The sequence below is a fragment of the Bifidobacterium scaligerum genome (genome assembly GCF_002802865.1).
In the GTDB taxonomy this organism is placed as follows: Bacteria; Actinomycetota; Actinomycetes; order Actinomycetales; family Bifidobacteriaceae; genus Bifidobacterium; species Bifidobacterium scaligerum.
On the sequence record NZ_PGLQ01000001.1, the window covers coordinates 152,856 to 170,169 of the forward strand.

Below are 17,314 nucleotides of genomic sequence, written 5' to 3' on the forward strand. Positions count from 1 at the left end.
CGAACAACCATGACGATCAAAGCGAACGAACTGCCGTTGGGGAAGGTGTTCACCCCCGATTTCCGGTTCATCATCCCGTCTTTCCAGCGAGCGTATATCTGGAAGCCTGAGAATATCCTGCAGCTGGTGGGCGATCTCAAAGATGCCTCGGTGACGCCCGGTGCGCCGTATTTCCTGGGTTCACTGATTTTGGTGCGCGAGGAGAAAAACCGTTTTCTGGTCATCGACGGTCAGCAGCGACTGGTCTCCCTGTCCATTATCATTGCCGTGTTGCGTGATCTGGAGCAGGATCCGGATCTGATGCGTCAACTCGATGCGTTGCTGGTCGAGCCGGGCGACAAACTGCGCTGCATCGTCAACGAGCCTCGCCTCACCTTGCGCGAACGCGACGCTGCGTTCTTCCGTGAACATGTGCAGGAAGACAATCTTGAATCGGTGTTCGATATGAACGATGCCGATCTGGCCACGGCCGCCCAGCGCAACATTGTACACAACATCAAGAAAACCTATGATGAGATCTCCAACTGGAGTGTGCTGGACCGGCAACGTTTCGCCCAATATCTGGTGAACGAAGTCACACTCGTCATCGTCACTACGGATGATCTGGACGGTGCGCATCGCATTTTCGATGTGATGAACATGCGAGGTCTGCCATTGACGCCATCGGACGTGTTCAAGGCGCGTGCCACATCCGGTCTTGCGGCTGCAGAACTTGATGCTTATGCAGCCCGTTGGGACGATATCGTGGACCCGATCGGCGATGATCCGCAGACTATTGAAGAGTTTTTCTCATATCTGCATCTGATCCTTACCCATCTGCCGGCCACGGACAAACTGATCGAAGATTTTCTGGCTGAAGTGCTGCAGCCGTATCTCAATGCCGGTACCGTCGGCTCATTCATCAATGGTGTGCTGGCTCCGTATGCCATGGCGTGGCGCATCATCGACCATCCCGGCGAAACCATTCTGCCTCCCGAAGTGCGGCACCGGCTGGAAGCGCTGAACGATTACCACATTCACGAGTGGAAGCCCGTGGCCATGTGGGCGCTGGTCCATTCGTATCGCGAACTCGGCGATCCGGATGTTTCGCCATTCGTACAGCGTGGAGCTCGTGCCGCCCGCCGTACTTCGACGCTGGAAGCGCTCGGTGTACATGACGGACAACGTCTGCTGGATATTCTCAAGGCGTTGGAACAGGTAACCGGCATTCGTACGCTCAACCGTACCGGTACGTTGGAACGTCGCGGCTTCGCGAATGCCGCCATACGTGATCTGGATAAAGGCTATCTGGTCGAACGCATCAATGGATTGCGGGTGGGTGACGCCGACCGTGAAGGGGCATTGGTCAGACTCCATGGCGAGATGCAGGGCGATGACGATCTCATTCGCCTACTGCTCATCCGAGCCAATGAGCAGCTTGCCGGAGTCCCGTTGCCTCGTCCACGTCGGTTCAGCGCGCTTCCGATTATGCCGTTGACGATTGAGCATGCCGCTTCGTTTGCCGATTGGACACAGGACAGTCATGATTTCTGGATGTACCGACTTGGCAATATGGCGTTGGTCCAAGGTCCCGGCGATCAGCTGGACAAACTCGGTGAATACATACCGCGTCGCGACCGCATGCTGCTACGAGCCGACTCCCGACGTTTCCCACTCACTAAGGAATTAGGAGGATTCAACGACTGCACACCCACCATGCTGGAGCGTCGGCAGGAGGAAACCATCCGTCTCATCGTGGAGTATTGGGGCATTCGCTACGATGCGAACAACAAGGATTTGATCGCACAACCGCTTGAGGAGCTGAACCGAGGAACGGTCAAATCTTCGCGCGGCTCCAGACGCGTATCCATTCGTCAAGTGGTTCAAGCCGGTCTGTTGACTCCGGGTGAACGGCTGGTATGGGATCGGCCTCGTAAGGGCGAACGCTGGTATGCCACCGTTACCGAGAATGGTCGTCTGCGGTTGGATGATGGTTCCGAATACCCCACACCTACTGCTGCGGCTCGTGCTGCTGCTGGCGGACGTCGCGGAGGTGGACTGGATGTGTGGAAACGTGCTGCCAACGGCAAGAAACTGAGTGATATTTGGAAGCAGTTCCGTCTCCAAGTTCAGTGAGCAAGCCTAGTTGAGCTCCGTGAGCAGGCTCGGCGAGCAACGCCCCATGAACTGGAGATAGCCGAAGATTGAGCCGGCTGCGTTCAGACTGCAATCATGCATTACAATCGTGCCGGCAAATCGGCCCGTTCCACAAGCCGCGCCATTTGCACGCGCCCCATGTTGAGCCGATCCGCCGCCGAAGACAGGTGTGCTTTCGTGGTCCGTTCGGAAATGAACATACGAGAGGCGATCTCCGCATTCGTATATCCCTCGGCGGCCAGCATCACTGCTTCCCGTTCACGTTCAGGCAATGAATCCAGTAAGGCACGGGCATCATCCCGACGCATGCGCGAACGTGTCCGACTCAATTCATCAATGAGCTGACGCTGGCTTGCGGTGTTGAATTGCGGCGTGCCCTCGGTAACACCGATGATGCGGCGGATAATCTCATCCGGCGCATCCGTCTTGGACACGAACCCCTCTGCTCCGGCCTCGATGGCTCGTTCCACCGTACCGGACGGACTCAGTGACGTCAGAATCAGCACATGCGGAGCATGGGGGAGCGCTCTCAGTCGGCGTGTAGCCTCGATGCCATCGACATTCGGCATGGCGATATCCATCAACACTACGTCCGTTTGCTTTTCGGTTGCTTGGCGTACGCATGCCTCACCGTCCGCAGAGGTGAAAGCCACAGCAAGTCGTCCCTGCGAATAGTCGGTGAGAATCAGGCTCATTGCCTGACAGATCATCGGGTCGTCGTCGATGATACCGACTCGAATCGGCTGCATGCGGCCACATCCATCTGTTGCACTTTCTGTAGAATGGAGTTGTTTCGTATGCGCAGTGCTCTCGGTCGGATTCGTTCCTCTATTCTGCTCGCTCACGCTAGCCATCTTAGCTACGCCATGGCATCTGAACATCCACATGGAAGAGATGCCGCTCATCCACCCCGTATCGGCATTGGCCTCCCGCGGACTGCACTCGGGCTGCAAGCCCTGGCAAGCCTGCGCCATGTGTGGTGCTCGGTTGCGTTATCGGATTGCTGATATGCAGATGAACACCCGTTGCCGGTCCGGCTGTAATCTCCAATGAAACCGGTGCTCCGGGCGCATGACGACGTGCATTGGTCAATCCTTCCTGCAACGCGCGATACGACACCTTGCCGATGGTGTCGTCCAATCCGCTGAGTTGTTGGATATCGATCCACGTGTTGAGTTGCGTGCCGGAATTGCGTACGTCGGCGATAAGCGCATCCAACGATTCTCGGGTGAGCGAGGTGTCGTCGTTTGGTGCCAACTGTTCCCACGCCTGCTGCGGATTACGGAGCATGTCGATAATCGCGTGTGCCTCATCCAACGCGCCTGCCGATTGTCTGCGAATGTCCTCCGCTTTGCTGGCCAGAGCACGTGCTTCGGGGGAATCGCCCAGTTTGTCTGCCTCGGCTTTCAATGCGCTAGCGTTCAAGGCCATGAGAGAAAGCGAATGAGCGAGCGTGTCATGCGCTTCGGCGGCGATGGCATCCGCCAGCTGCTGGTTGTTAAGATCGGTTTGCAATGTGGCCACGTGATTGGTGGCTGCGTTCGCCACGGCGTTCGCTGTGCGTAGGCGGGCTCGTGAACGGATGTGCAGACCTGTCAAGATGGCGATGATAGAAGCCAATAGCGCTGTAATGATAGCTGTGATGAGAATGGTGGGTTCCTGAACCAACATGACGATTGGTCGTCCGGAATCGCCTCCGGTATTCGGTTTGGCGAAGATAGTGTGCCACAAGGAGGCTTCGGGAGGTTGTCTGGCGTCGCGCAGCTGAGACCAAAGCGTTGCTGCGGTTCCTGCGATTGCGGCTCTCGTGCTGATCGCGCGGCTGGATTTGCGCGCCAGCAATGAGCTCATCGCCATAAGGACGATTAACGAATCAAAGGGGAGTAGAACAACGAGTGCGCATGAGATCCAAAACGTAAGTTCAGGATATTCGGAACGGGCCAACAGAAGAAACCCGGAAGGCAATGAAATCAATGTGCATATGATGGCGAATACGTAGCCTGGAGAGTCCTCGACATAATTCTGTGCGAAAAATGCGGTTTGCGTAAGACACATCAGACTTGCCAGAGGCACCATGACGACAGAGCACCACATGCGCGTATGCACCAGTACATCGTCGGCTCTCATCTGCGTCTTGGCGAGCGTGCTCGGATGATGACTGGTCGGCGTCGGGTTGGCATACTGCGGTGTCCTCATGAATACCACTGTATGGCGTGACGAGTGGAAGCGCCACTGGACATAAAGGCATGATAACGAGTCCGAGATTGCCCGAAAGTGCATTAAGAAATGACCGTTAGTCCACTGATAATCATTGCGCAAAACCGGTAGCGTCGGAATCGTCAACGTTCTTGCATCGCGGATTGTGCGTTGTGCGCATATTGTCACGCGGATGCAGGGCATGAAGAAAGAAGAATCCATGACCGACCAGATCATCATGCCGGCTCCAACGGGGCAACCATCTCAACAAGCACATGCTCACCAACGTCAGCAGCCTGTCCACACCACGGTTTGCGGTATCGTGGGCGTGGTATTCGGCGCTCTTGGAGTAGTGCTGAGTTTCATTCCCATCATTAACAACATCGCCGCAATATTTGGATTCGTAGGCGTTGTGCTTGCGATTATCGCGATGGTGGGTACCTTCCGCGGCAAAAAGCGTGGCAAAGCGTTGTCGATAGTGGCAGCCGTACTATCGATTTTGGCGATTGTGATTACGCTGGCGATGCAATCCGCCGCCAGCAAAGCCATTGACGATTCCCTGAAAGCGGCGAAGGGAGTCGATACCTCGCAATCCGATCAATCGCAGTCCAAGAATGACTCTTCACAGCAGTCGTCCGAGCAGAAGCAGGGAGTGCAGGATACGGAGGGCGATATCGAGGGCGCTCATGTGAAAATCGTATCGGCGGTCAAAAGCACTAATGACTATGAAGACAATCCCACAGTACTGGTCACCTACGAATGGACCAACACTACAACGAAGAACAATTCGTTTGCCGTGTTGACGCATCCGCAGGTATTCCAGAACGGCACCGCTTTGGATACGGCAATCTATATGAACGCACCTGAAGGATACGATGCGAATTCATATATCGCCGAGTCTCAACCCAACGCCAAGGCAACCGTCACACTCGGGTATGTGTTGCAGGATGATTCGCCGGTTACGGTGGAAGTATCCGCGCTGACGTCATTGGACAGCGACACCAAGGTGACTCATACGTTCAATTTGCAGTGATACAGGAACGGGTCATTGCCAAGACGAACAATGTGCCAGCGCATGCTTCAGTAGGTGGAAGTATTGACGTCTGCAGAAGACTTCTCTATTGCCCGTTATGCTCTCAGGCAACGAATTCATGGAACGTTCAGGTTTGTTCCCTTACTATGGTCAGGAACGAATACAAAGGAGCGACTATGACATTCGGTCAGCAGCCCCGCAATAACGGGCAATACAACCCGCAGTACAATACCCCTGACTACAACGCCGCGCAGCAGGCCGGCTATGGACAGCAGTACATGCAATCTGACTACGGCCAGTACAGCCAAAATTACCAGTACGCCCAGCAGCAGGCCTCCGCATACCAGTACGCGCCGGCTGGCAGTGGTGCCGCGACCATGGATACCACCATGGCCTACAGCTACGAACAAGCCCGTCGTGTTTCCGTGAGCAAGGTATACGGCGAGATGACCTTGGGGCTTATCGTTACCGCAGTAGTGGCGGTACTTGGCCAAATAACCGGTGCCTATTACGCCTTCCTGATGACCACCGGCATGTTCGGTCTCATTGCGCTGTGCGTCGCGCAAATCGCGCTGGCCATTGCGCTCGGTGCTCGCGTGACCAAGATGAAGTCTTCTACCGCCCGCGTGATGTTCTACGTGTACGCGGCGCTGATGGGCTTCACGTTGAGCTCCATCTTCATGGTCTATGACCTTGGTTCGATCGGCGTGGCACTGGGCGTGACCGCGGCGTTCTTCTTCGCTCTGACTATGTTCGGCATGACCACCAAGTTCAACATGCTTAAGGCCGGTCCGATTCTCATGATCGGTCTTATTGTGCTCATCATCTCTCAGCTGGTGCTGATGTTCCTGCCTGTGGATGGCATGACCCGTGTGGTGTGCGCCATCGGTTTGGTGCTGTTCGCCGGCATGACCATTTACGATGCGCAGTCGACACGCGCCTTGTTGAATGAATATGAGACGCAAGGTCCGGAGATGGTCAAGAAGATCTCTATTCTGTGTGCGCTGAATCTGTACCTCGATTTCGTGAACATGTTCCTGTACATCCTGCAGCTGCTTGGCAACAGGGACTAGCACTGGTGAATCCACAGTTCGCAAGAGTGAGCGTTTGAGCTCGATGTGGCGCATGCAAGTCGCCATAAAAGCCCGACCACAATGTGGCCGGGCTTTTTCATGCCCGTCACACGGGCGGGTTAGGTTGGGACACCATGAGAAGACAAGAATTCATGGGCATGTTCTGTCTGTTGCTGACTGCGCTGATCTGGGGATTCGCGTTCGTGGCGCAGGTTCAGGGCATGGATTCGATGTCACCGATGTTCTTCAACGCCACGCGATTCACCTTGGGCGCGATTTCATTGGTGCCGATTCTGCTATGGCAGTGGGGGAGAGATGATAAGGAGCTGGTGGAACCGTCCGACGTCGCTGGTTCCGTTGCCAATGACCTGACTTCGGGCGATACCGCCGATGCTGCCCCACGATGGAAGGCGTGGCTTGCCAATCCAGTCATCATCTCCGTGATCTGCGGCATCGTACTGTTCACTGCAAGTACGCTGCAGCAGTACGGCATTCTCTACGGCAAATCGGCCGGCCGAGCTGGATTCCTCACAGCTCTGTACATTGTGATGGTGCCGCTGCTGGCATTCGTATTCCTGCGCCGTCGTATCGGTGTACTGGTGGGGGTTGCGGTGGCCCTGTCCATTATCGGATTCTATCTGTTGTGTATCACGGACGGGTTTGGGTCTTTGGGACTGGCGGATATCCTTCTGGTATTCACCGCCGTGCTCTTCGCCGCGCATATCCTTATCATCGATGAACTGGGTGCCACAGTGGATGCCATCAAGCTTTCGTTTGGTCAATTCTGTACCACCGCCGTATTGAGCTGGGCGGGATCGCTGATCGAAGGCTCGGTTGACTGGTCCGGCGCTGCGCATTCCTGGATGCCTATTCTCTACGCCGGCATCGGTTCGGTAGGCATTGCCTACACGTTGCAGGTGGTGGGGCAGCAGTGGGTGCCGCCCACCCGTGCCAGTCTGCTTATGAGCCTTGAATCGTTCTTCTCCGCGGCGGGCGGCGCGATCTTCCTCGGCGAGGTCATGACCCCGCGCGGCTACGCCGGCTGCGCCCTTATCTTCATCGGCACGCTCCTCGCGCAGGCTCCTGCCAAGCTTCCTCGGTTCCTGCGTAAGGAATAAAAGGATTTCCGTCATGGAAACGTTTATCGCGTCAAAAAGGCTCTTCTCGTAAGAGAAGAGCCTTGGTCGAAGATAATACAATGACTGAAAGATGCTGATCAGACGGCCAGTACGATCAGTCCGTGGTCTTCGGTGCCTCACCCACCTGTGGCGCGCCGTTGATATCGCGGTGGATGTTCTGCATTTGCACCTCGATGTTCTGCAGGCTGCGTGAACAGTCCAACAACGTCTGCGAGTGCTCGTTCAAACGGGCATCCGGCAAATCGGTCTTGTATCGCAACGCATGCTCCAGCGATGCCCAGTAATCCATGGCGATGGTGCGGAACTGCACCTCGACCGGCGTGTAATGTGCGCCTGAAGAAAGGAATACTGGCACCGCGTAGATCACATGCAGCGAACGGTAGCCATTCTGTTTCGGATTCTTGATGTAATCTTTCACCCGCAGCACTTGGATATCTGATTGCGAAGACAGATAGTTTGAGACGGAATACACGTCGTCGCGGTAATTGCAGATCACGCGGATGCCGGCTACGTCGAACAGATTGTCTTTGATGGAGTTGACACTCACAGGCAGTCCCTTGCGTTCGAGCTTGCCGATAATGGAATTCACCGACTTCAGTCGACGTTCCATATGGTGAATCGGATCATGGCTGAAACGCACTTGGAACTCATCATCGAGAATTTCCAGTTTGGTGCTGATCTCATACATCGCACCTTCATATACCTGCATTTGATCGATGAACTCAGTGATTTCATCGGCGCTGAATCGGCCTTCCGGCAAGTCCAGCATCTTCAAACGGGCGTTGAGATCTGCGGTGTTGAGTCGATTATGTCGGTCAAGTATCACGGTTTCCATCATAAACCTGCTACTTCATCAACACTGGGTAACGGCTGGGAGCGGTGTAATCTGCATCACATCCATCAATAAATCAGGGTGCTGAGTCTGGCGCGTATGCTGCCGGTGCATATACGTTGAGCAACCATGGGGAACAACATCAAGACACAGGCTGCACCATTATCGTCATCAGGCAATCGACGTATACGACTCAATGCGTTCGATGCCAACTGCATGGGACATCAGCTGCCCGGTTTGTGGCGTCATCCACGCGATCATTCGCGTGAGTACAAGGATCTTGCGCACTGGACCGAATTGGCGCGTCTACTGGAACGGGGACTCTTCGATTCGATCTTCATCGCCGACGCGCTGGGCCCGTACGACGTATATGAGGGCAACGCTGACGCCGCATTGCGCACGGCCGCGAAAATCCCGATCAATGATCCAATGATGCTGGTCAGCGCCATGGCGGCGGTAACCGAGCACTTGGGCTTCGGCATAACCGCCGGCACCGCCTATGAGCATCCGTATCCGTTCGCCCGCCGCATGTCCACGCTCGATCATCTCACCAATGGACGTATCGGTTGGAATGTGGTGACCGGCTATCTGCGTTCCGCCGCGAACAACATGGGCTACACCGACCAGATGTCGCATGACGAGCGTTACGATCACGCCGATGAATACATGGAGGTTCTCTACAAGCTGTGGGAAGGCTCCTGGCAGGATGATGCCGTGGTCATGGACGCCGAACATGACATGTTCGCCGACCCCGCAAAAGTGCATCCCATCAATCATCATGGCAAGTATTTCGATGTGCCCGGCATCCACTTGTGCGAGCCCAGCCCGCAGCGAACCCCGGTGATCTTCCAAGCGGGAGCCTCGCCGAGGGGGATCCGTTTCGCCGCGCAGCATGCCGAAGCCATGTTTGTTGCCGCGCCGACGAGAGCACAGTTGGCGCGTACCGTAGCCGACATGCGTGATGCGTTGGAGGCCGCTGGACGCGGGCGTTACGACGCGCGTATCTACGCGCTGATGACCGTGGTGGCCGACGAAACCGACGAGCTAGCCCAGGCCAAATACCGCGACTACTTCCGCTACGCGTCTGAAACCGGCAATTTGGTACTCAATTCCGGGTGGTCGGGAGTGGATCTGTCCAAGGACGATCTTGACCAGCCGCTCGATCCGGTGGCGACGAACGCGATTCAGACCACGGTTTCCAGCCTCTCCGGTGCAGCTGGCCCGGATGGGGCGCGTTGGACCCTTCGCGACAGCGCACGTATCAATGCAACCGGTGGTCCTGTGTTAGTCGGCTCGGGCGAAACTGTGGCTGATGCCATGCAGCAGACCGTTGCCGAAACCGATGTGGACGGTTTCAATCTGGCCTACGTAGTCGAGCCCGGCACCTGGGAGGACATCATCGACTACGTGGTGCCGGTATTGCAGCGTCGTGGCGTGTATCCAACGGCATATGAGGGGAGCACATTGCGCGATCGTCTGTTCGGCCGTGGCGATCGTCTGCCAGAAAACCATATCGGATCCCATTACCGTCATCTCGCATAGGTTTGCTGGGAGCGATGTTTCGTTTGTCCGACTGTCTGTGACGGCCGGACGATAGAATCGGTCGTTATGAATGAAGATATGATGACCGAGGCGGAGCGCGCCTCGATTGCAGTCGATGGAACTGACAGCCTGCTCGGGGAGCGAGGCAAAGGCGTATTCCATATCCATACGCTCGGCTGCCAGATGAACGTGCATGATTCCGAACGCATCGCCGGCGTATTGGAGGCCGACGGCTATGTGCCGGCCACCCAGGAGCAGATCGATTCCCATGATTTCGATGTGATCGTGCTGAATACCTGTGCGGTACGTGAGAATGCGGCCGAACGCATGTACGGAACCATCGGCCTGTTCAATCGCATTAAAATGCAGCGTCCGAATCTGCAGATTGCCGTGGGCGGCTGCATGGCCCAGCTCGACCGTGAAGAGATCGCCAAGAAGAAGCCATGGGTGGCCGCCGTATTCGGCACCAAAAACATCGAGGATCTGCCGAAGCTGCTCGACCAGAATCGAGCCACCGATAAGCCTCAGGTGAGGGTCAGTGATCAGCTTCAGGAGTTCCCAAGCCAGCTGCCGGCTGCACGCGCTTCCCGCGTGAGCTCGTGGGTGGCGATTTCTGTGGGATGCAACAACACCTGCACCTTCTGTATTGTGCCGACTACACGCGGCAAGGAAAAAGATCGCAGGCCGGGTGATGTGCTTGCCGAGATCCGCCAATGCGTAGCTGACGGGGCCAAGGATGTCACGTTGCTTGGCCAGAACGTGAACTCGTATGGTTATGGAATCGGCGACCGTTATGCGTTCAGCAAGTTGCTGCGTGCATGCGGCGAAATCGAGGGCTTGGAGCGCGTGCGGTTCACGTCGCCGCATCCGGCCGCGTTCACTGATGATGTGATCGCCGCGATGGCTGAAACGCCGAACATCATGCATCAGCTGCATTTCCCGCTGCAATCCGGTTCCGACCGCATTCTGCGCGCGATGCGCCGCTCTTACCGTTCGGCCAAGTTCCTCGACATTCTTGGACGAATCCGTGAAGCCATGCCGGACGCGCAGATTTCCACTGATATCATCGTCGGTTTCCCGGGAGAGACTGAGGAGGACTTCCAAGCCACGCTGGATGTAGTGCGTAAGGCGCGATTCTCCACTGCGTTCATGTTCATTTACTCGCCGCGCCCGGGTACGCCGGCCGCTCAAATGGAGCAGATTCCTCGGGACGTGGTACAGGAGCGTTTCGATCGGCTGGTGGCCCTGCAGGAGGAGATTACGCAGGAGAATCTTGAAGGGTTCGTAGGCCGTGACGTCGAAGTGATGATCACCGGCAAGCTCGGTAAGAAAGATTCCGATACGCACCGCGTTTCCGGCCGTGAGAAGACCGGTGTACTGGTGCACATCGGTGTTCCGGAAGGTCAGCCGGTGCCGGAGATCGGTGATTTCGTCACGGTGACCGTAACCCATGCCGGTCGTCATAATCTGCTTGCCGACCCCGATCTCGCGGCCGGTCAGACCTATTCGGTCCGCCACTGAGCAGTCAACGGGAGAAAAGAAACGAAGTTATGACAACGCCACGAGTCGTATCCATCGTAGGCCCGACCGCATCCGGCAAGACCGGGCTGGGCATCGCCATCGCCAAACGATTGGCGGAGCAAGGCGAGCGCGCCGAAATCGTAAATGCCGATGCCTATCAGATGTATCGCGGCATGGATATCGGTACCGCCAAACCCACTGCCGAAGAGCAGGCGGCCGTACCTCACCATCTCATCGATATCATCGATCCGGAAGAGTCGATGAGCGTGGCTCGATTCCAACAGCTTGCGCGAGCAACCATCGCCGACCTGCAGTCGCGCGGTATTCGCCCGATTCTGGTAGGCGGTTCCGGATTGTATGCACGTGCCGCCATCGACGATATCTCCTTCCCCGGCACCGATCCTGAGATCCGTAAAAAATATGAGGAGCGGGAAAAAACCGAGGGTTCCGGTGCATTGTTCGATGAGCTGAAAGCCAAGGATCCCGAGGCCGCTGCTCGAATGGATCCCCATAATCCCCGTCGCACCATCCGTGCGCTGGAGGTCATCGAACTGACCGGGCGACCGTATTCGGCCAGTCTGCCACGCTACCGGTATGTGATTCCTTCGGTGCAGATCGGCTTGGATTTAAGCCGTGAGGATTTGGACCGTCGTATTGATCTACGTACCAAACAGATGATGACCAACGGTTTCGTTGAAGAGGTCGAGCGCCTACGGCCTCGTCTCGGTGCCACGGCCGTCCGCGCGCTTGGCTATCAACAGATCATCGACCTATTGGACGGTATCTGGGATGAGTATGACGCATTTGGTGACATCGCGCAGAAAACCAAGCGTCTCGCCCGCAAACAGATGGGTTGGTTCGGCCGTGATCCGCGTATCCATTGGCTGCAGGCCCTCAATCCCAAGCTCGTGGACAATGCGATGGCGATTATCGCCCATGCGGACGCCGGTGACTATGACCCTATCGATGCCCATGCCGATGAATATGTGCAGCATCATCTGGGAGATATCGCCGGCGAATAGCGGTGCATGAACGAATCGACGAACCAAAACGAATCGATCAGTGGGCGGGGCCTTGATCCCAACCGGCGATGAGGAATACCCGTGTGGGATTCGCGGGACGCAGCATCGTTGCAAACATGTGCTCAAACGCGGAGATATCCCCGCGATACGCCGTATGTTTGGCCGTGCGATATGCGGTTCTGGTTACTTCACCCCAATCAAGGTCCCATCCGGCATCATGTGCGAGCCGAGAGCCGAATATGCGCAGCACCATGGCATTGCCGCCTCGGAACGGGTGCAGGTAGCCTAACTCGTCATAAATCGACGCGAACGCATGCACGAACACATCCCTGTCCATGGCATGCAGATTGCGTTTCTCTGCCAATTCCATCGCGATGTTGTGCGCTCCGGTCTCGATGAGGGCTGCGGGGAAGAAGACCTCGGGATTGGACGCCAGTGCTCGATCACTGGTCACTTCCCGTGTGGTATTCGCCGTACGCAATTTGCCGGCGTCGTCAAAGACGCCTTCGAAAAGCCCGCGGTGAATGGCAATCAGCTCATCCAGATCACCGGACGGATTCCACCGACGTTCCGCCAACAGTACGGTTCTGGCGAACACGGCGTCGGCACGGTCCGTGGCATGATCATCCAGACTGCCGTCGGCAAGTCGATCGCCGGCGGCAGCGCCGGCAGCGGTATGCAAACGTATGGCGGTTTGCTCGTCGGCTACATCGATAAGATGCGTCACGTCTTCATGACCGCGTTCGTAGGCGGCCGCGGCGCGCATCGTTGCCTCGCCCGGCGTCATAGCTTCCAATGCGCAGTTCCTGAGTGCAAATGCGACTGCGCTCGCACGCTCTGCGGGTGTCATGCAACCCATGATAAAGCATGATTGCGTGCGTGTGAGGCATCAACGCATGAAGTTCATCGCCATGCGGGGAGGCGGAAGCGGCCCGTTAAGACCGTGTCACCGAGTAGAATCAAACCCGTTATGGCACGAACAGCATCCTCCAATAGTACGAAATCCCGAAAAACCAAAGGGCCTATGGACGCCACGCATGATGGCGAGACCCGAGTTCAACCGGAAGTGGATCTTGAACCCGAGCCGATGGGCAAGAAGATTCTGCTGGCGATCCCGCGCGCGTTCGGTGCCGGCGTACGTGCCGTCACCGGCGTCGGTGAATACGATCCGGCCTACCGACGTGATGGGCTGTGCTTCCTCCTGCTGATATTGGCCGTGTTGTTCTGCGCGTCCGAATGGTTCCGCGTCAACGGAGTGTTCGGCCAGTTTCTGCATGCCATCGCGGCCGGTGTACTTGGTGTGATGAGCGTGGTGCTTCCGGTGCTGCTGGCAGGCATCGCGTTTCGACTTATGCGCAACAGCGGCAAGAAATCGAATAATCCTCGTGTCGTGGCCGGTTGGGTGCTGCTCATGTGGTCGATTTGTTCGATTATCGATGTGGCCGTTGCCGCCGATCACGTCAAGTTCGATATTCGCATCCTGCAATCCGCCGGAGGACTGGTCGGTTTCGTGCTCGGCTCTCCGTTGGCTTGGGGACTATCAAACGTATTCGCCATCATTGTGTTCGTGGTGGTCGGATTGTTCTCCGTACTGATGATCACGGGCACGCACGTCACCGATCTGCCGGATCGTGCCCGTTGGCTGCTGGCCAAACTGCGTGGTGCCGAGTATCACAAGGAAGGCCAGGGACGCGGCGAAGACGATCAATTCCCCAATGAGGTGCGCCTGGGAGACGCCACGTTGGCTTTCGCCGATGGTGTGCCGTCTCATGACGGCAGTGAATCCGAAACCGACGCGGATGCATCCCAAGGTTCGGGCAAACCGGGATTGTTTGCGCGTCTGTTCGGACGCAAGCATGGCAAGGAGGATGATCGCAGACTGGACAGGTATGCCGCCGATGATCCGTTTGACCGCGCGGCAAGCCAGCATGGTGCCGCTGCCGAGACGCCGTTGGTTGATCCTGGAACCGGTGAGATCATGGGAAATGTTGGTCGTACTGTAGCATCTTCCTCCTATGGGGGTCATGCGCATGGTGCCGCTGGTGAGGCTTTGCGCGCAGGTGGTGCGCTCGCCTCTGGCGTTGCTGATGCCTCGTCCGCCGTGGCAGGGCCCCGCATGGTAGCCGGCGGCGGTACCGTAGCTATGCCGGCCGGCGGCGATGGAACGGTGATGATGCCGGCTGGTGCTGCTGGGACACCTGCTGATCCGGGCGACGATCCCTGGGCGCCAAGTGCCGTGCAAGCTGCTGGCACCGGTACTGGCACTGTGGCTTTGCCAGGGGCAAGCATGGGCGTCGGTGCCGCCGTTACGTCTGCCGGAACATCTGCGGCAGGTGCAACCGGTGCCTATGCCGGAGCTGACGCAGATGGCAGCGGCGCTGGAAGCGCGGACGTCGGCAGCCCTGCTGACGGTGATGGGGCGAGTGCCGATGATGACGCCAACAAGCCGTATCAGCTGCCAGATTTGAACCTGCTCGCCAAGGGTCAACCGCATGCGATGCGCACCCCGGCCAATGATCGCGTGATTCGCGCTCTGACCAGTACGTTCCAGCAGTTCAACGTGGATGCGAAAGTGGTCGGCTTCCTGCGTGGTCCGTCCGTTACTCAATATGAGGTGGAGCTCGGCCCCGGCGTCAAGGTGGAGAAAGTCACCAACCTGCAAAAGAACATCGCCTATGCGGTGGCCAGTTCGGATGTGCGCATCCTTTCCCCGATTCCAGGCAAGTCGGCCATCGGTATCGAGATCCCGAACGAGGACCGTGAGATCGTGCATCTCGGCGATGTGCTGCGCTCCGACAAGGCGGTCAGTGACCCGAACCCGATGCTTACCGGTATCGGCAAGGATGTGGAAGGCCACTTTGTGACTGCCGATCTGACCAAGATGCCGCATCTGTTGGTGGCTGGTGCTACAGGTTCCGGTAAGTCTAGCTTCATCAATTCGATGCTGACTTCACTGATCATGCGCGCCACTCCTGATCAAGTGCGTCTGATCATGGTGGATCCCAAGCGTGTAGAGCTTTCGGCGTATGCGGGCATCCCGCACCTTCTGACTCCTATTATCACCGATCCGAAGAAGGCCGCACAGGCCTTGGAATGGGTGGTCAAGGAGATGGATGCCCGATATTCCGATCTGGAATTCTTCGGATTCCGCCATGTCAAGGACTTCAACGAGGCCGTGCGCGTCGGCAAGGTGCATGCGCCGCTCGGTTCCAAACGCAAGGTGGCTCCATACCCGTATATTCTTGTGGTGGTGGACGAGATGGCTGATCTGATGATGGTGGCCAAGAATGACGTGGAGAGCTCTATCCAGCGCATCACGCAGCTTGCACGAGCTGCCGGTGTGCATCTCGTGCTCGCCACCCAGCGTCCGTCAGTGGATGTGGTAACGGGTTTGATCAAGGCGAATATTCCCTCCCGCCTTGCTTTCGCCACGTCTTCGGCCACTGATTCCCGAGTCATTCTCGATACGACCGGTGCCGAGACGTTGATCGGTCAGGGTGACGCCCTGTTCCTGCCGATGGGTTCCGCCAAACCGATTCGTGTGCAAGGCTCGTGGGTTTCCGAATCCGAGATTCGCAAGGCCGTGGAGTTCGTGCGCACCCAACGCAAGCCGAAGTATCGTGAGGACATCGAACAGATGGCCAAGGAAGCCGAGAAAAAGGATTCCATGGAACCGGACGAGGAGATCGGTGACGATATGGATGTGCTGCTGCAGGCTGCCGAGTTGGTGGTCACTTCGCAGTTCGGCTCCACATCCATGCTGCAAAGGAAGCTTCGCGTCGGCTTTGCCAAGGCCGGTCGCCTGATGGATCTGCTGGAGTCTCGTGGCGTAGTTGGCCCGTCCGAAGGTTCCAAGGCCCGCGAAGTGCTCGTCCAGCCGCAGGATCTCCCGCAGGTTTTGGCGTTCATCCGCGGTGAAACCAGCTCGCTCACATCCTCCGCCCCCGAACAAGGCGAACTTGGGGGAGCGTGACAGTCGATTGCTGGTGCCAAGTCAACGCATCATGTGAATTGCCGTCTAAGGTAGAAGTGTAAGGGTAGTGTGAGCGATATGAGTAGTGAATCAACGGATAAACAGGTCGAGGCCCAAGCCAAAGCCAAGGCGTCGATTTTCGATGGTTGGAATGCGCCGCCGAATCTGGTTACGTATTCGCGCATCGTGCTGGTGGTTATTTTTCTGGTGCTGGACATCATGGCCGGCGCGTGGGGTGCAGATGATCTGACGCTGCGTTGGATTGCGGCGGTGCTGTTCATCATCGCCGCCTCCACCGATAAGATCGATGGATGGATGGCCCGTACATACAATCAGGTCACTGAAATGGGCAAGCTGATGGATCCGATTGCGGATAAGCTGCTCACCGGTGGCGCGCTGGTGGTAGCCGCAGCCTTCAACGAGTTCGGTAATCTGGTCTGGGGCTGGATTGTGGTGGCCCTGTTCTTGATTCGTGAGATTGGCATCACCGTCATGCGCTTCTTCGTGATGGAGCGTCCGGGCGGCAAGGTTATCGCCGCCGCATGGCCGGGCAAGCTGAAGACCGTGTTCCAGTGCGTGGGCCTGTCCATGCTGTTGCTGCCGTTCTGGTCTCTGGCTGCTGGACAAACTACGCCGATGTGGATCACCGTGTACTATGTGCTGACCTACGCCATCATCTATGTGGCGCTGGTGCTGTGTCTGTATTCCGGTGGCGTGTACCTGTACAACACGTTCGCGGCTCCGAAGCAAGCGGAGCGGTGATGCTTCCGAATCCGCGCAGATGAGATATGGAGTGGGATGCGGCATGAGCTGCATCCCATTGTTGTAATTAGGATGACTCGATCAT

Annotated in this window: 13 protein-coding genes; 9 read left to right on the forward strand and 4 right to left on the reverse strand. The window is 57.0% G+C overall.

Annotation, left to right across the window (positions count from 1 at the left end):
- Positions 1 to 9 precede the first annotated feature (9 nt).
- On the forward strand, positions 10 to 2,115 hold the full coding sequence (locus CUU80_RS00605; RefSeq protein ID WP_100495432.1) for a GmrSD restriction endonuclease domain-containing protein: 2,106 nt from the start codon (positions 10 to 12) through the stop codon (positions 2,113 to 2,115).
- A 101-nt stretch (positions 2,116 to 2,216) separates the two neighbouring features.
- On the opposite strand, the gene CUU80_RS00610 is transcribed toward CUU80_RS00605, so the two are convergent.
- Both CUU80_RS00610 and CUU80_RS00615 read right to left on the reverse strand, forming a co-directional pair.
- Entirely contained in the window at positions 2,217 to 2,885 is a 669-nt protein-coding gene (locus tag CUU80_RS00610; protein ID WP_100495433.1) for a response regulator transcription factor, read from the reverse strand.
- A gap of 106 nt (positions 2,886 to 2,991) precedes the next feature.
- Positions 2,992 to 4,212: a sensor histidine kinase gene (locus CUU80_RS00615; RefSeq protein ID WP_100495917.1), complete on the reverse strand. Its 1,221-nt coding sequence runs from the start codon at positions 4,210 to 4,212 to the stop codon at positions 2,992 to 2,994.
- Positions 4,213 to 4,552: 340 nt separating this feature from the next.
- On the opposite strand from CUU80_RS00615, the gene CUU80_RS00620 reads away from it, so the two are divergent.
- From CUU80_RS00620 to CUU80_RS00630, 3 genes are all read left to right on the forward strand, one after another.
- Entirely contained in the window at positions 4,553 to 5,365 is an 813-nt protein-coding gene (locus tag CUU80_RS00620) for a DUF5067 domain-containing protein (protein ID WP_165775807.1), read from the forward strand.
- Between the two features lie 176 nt (positions 5,366 to 5,541).
- Positions 5,542 to 6,438, forward strand: a complete 897-nt coding sequence (locus tag CUU80_RS00625; protein WP_100495434.1) for a Bax inhibitor-1/YccA family protein — start codon at positions 5,542 to 5,544, stop codon at positions 6,436 to 6,438.
- Between the two features lie 158 nt (positions 6,439 to 6,596).
- Positions 6,597 to 7,556, forward strand: a complete 960-nt coding sequence (locus CUU80_RS00630; protein ID WP_100495919.1) for a DMT family transporter — start codon at positions 6,597 to 6,599, stop codon at positions 7,554 to 7,556.
- Positions 7,557 to 7,671: 115 nt separating this feature from the next.
- On the opposite strand, the gene CUU80_RS00635 is transcribed toward CUU80_RS00630, so the two are convergent.
- Complete coding sequence (locus CUU80_RS00635; protein ID WP_500676570.1) at positions 7,672 to 8,403, reverse strand: GTP pyrophosphokinase; 732 nt, start codon at positions 8,401 to 8,403, stop codon at positions 7,672 to 7,674.
- Positions 8,404 to 8,538: 135 nt separating this feature from the next.
- On the opposite strand from CUU80_RS00635, the gene CUU80_RS00640 reads away from it, so the two are divergent.
- The 3 genes from CUU80_RS00640 (at position 8,539) to miaA (ending at position 12,494) form a co-directional block, all read left to right on the forward strand.
- A complete protein-coding gene (locus tag CUU80_RS00640; protein ID WP_100495435.1) occupies positions 8,539 to 9,951 on the forward strand; it encodes an LLM class flavin-dependent oxidoreductase in 1,413 nt (470 codons plus the stop codon).
- 66 nt (positions 9,952 to 10,017) lie between these two features.
- On the forward strand, positions 10,018 to 11,472 hold the full coding sequence (gene miaB, locus CUU80_RS00645) for a tRNA (N6-isopentenyl adenosine(37)-C2)-methylthiotransferase MiaB (protein ID WP_165775767.1): 1,455 nt from the start codon (positions 10,018 to 10,020) through the stop codon (positions 11,470 to 11,472).
- Between the two features lie 29 nt (positions 11,473 to 11,501).
- Positions 11,502 to 12,494, forward strand: a complete 993-nt coding sequence (miaA, locus tag CUU80_RS00650) for a tRNA (adenosine(37)-N6)-dimethylallyltransferase MiaA (RefSeq protein ID WP_100495437.1) — start codon at positions 11,502 to 11,504, stop codon at positions 12,492 to 12,494.
- Between the two features lie 37 nt (positions 12,495 to 12,531).
- Here the strand turns inward: miaA and CUU80_RS00655 are convergent, their stop codons facing one another.
- Positions 12,532 to 13,281: a Fic/DOC family protein gene (locus tag CUU80_RS00655; RefSeq protein WP_243388611.1), complete on the reverse strand. Its 750-nt coding sequence runs from the start codon at positions 13,279 to 13,281 to the stop codon at positions 12,532 to 12,534.
- A gap of 183 nt (positions 13,282 to 13,464) precedes the next feature.
- Here CUU80_RS00655 and CUU80_RS00660 point away from each other — a divergent pair, with 183 nt between their 5' ends.
- Positions 13,465 to 16,467 carry a DNA translocase FtsK gene (locus CUU80_RS00660; RefSeq protein ID WP_100495439.1) on the forward strand — a complete coding sequence of 1,001 codons (3,003 nt, stop codon included), beginning with the start codon at positions 13,465 to 13,467 and terminating at the stop codon, positions 16,465 to 16,467.
- Positions 16,468 to 16,545: 78 nt separating this feature from the next.
- A complete protein-coding gene (gene pgsA / locus CUU80_RS00665; protein WP_100495440.1) occupies positions 16,546 to 17,229 on the forward strand; it encodes a CDP-diacylglycerol--glycerol-3-phosphate 3-phosphatidyltransferase in 684 nt (227 codons plus the stop codon).
- The last annotated feature ends 85 nt before the right edge of the window (positions 17,230 to 17,314 follow it).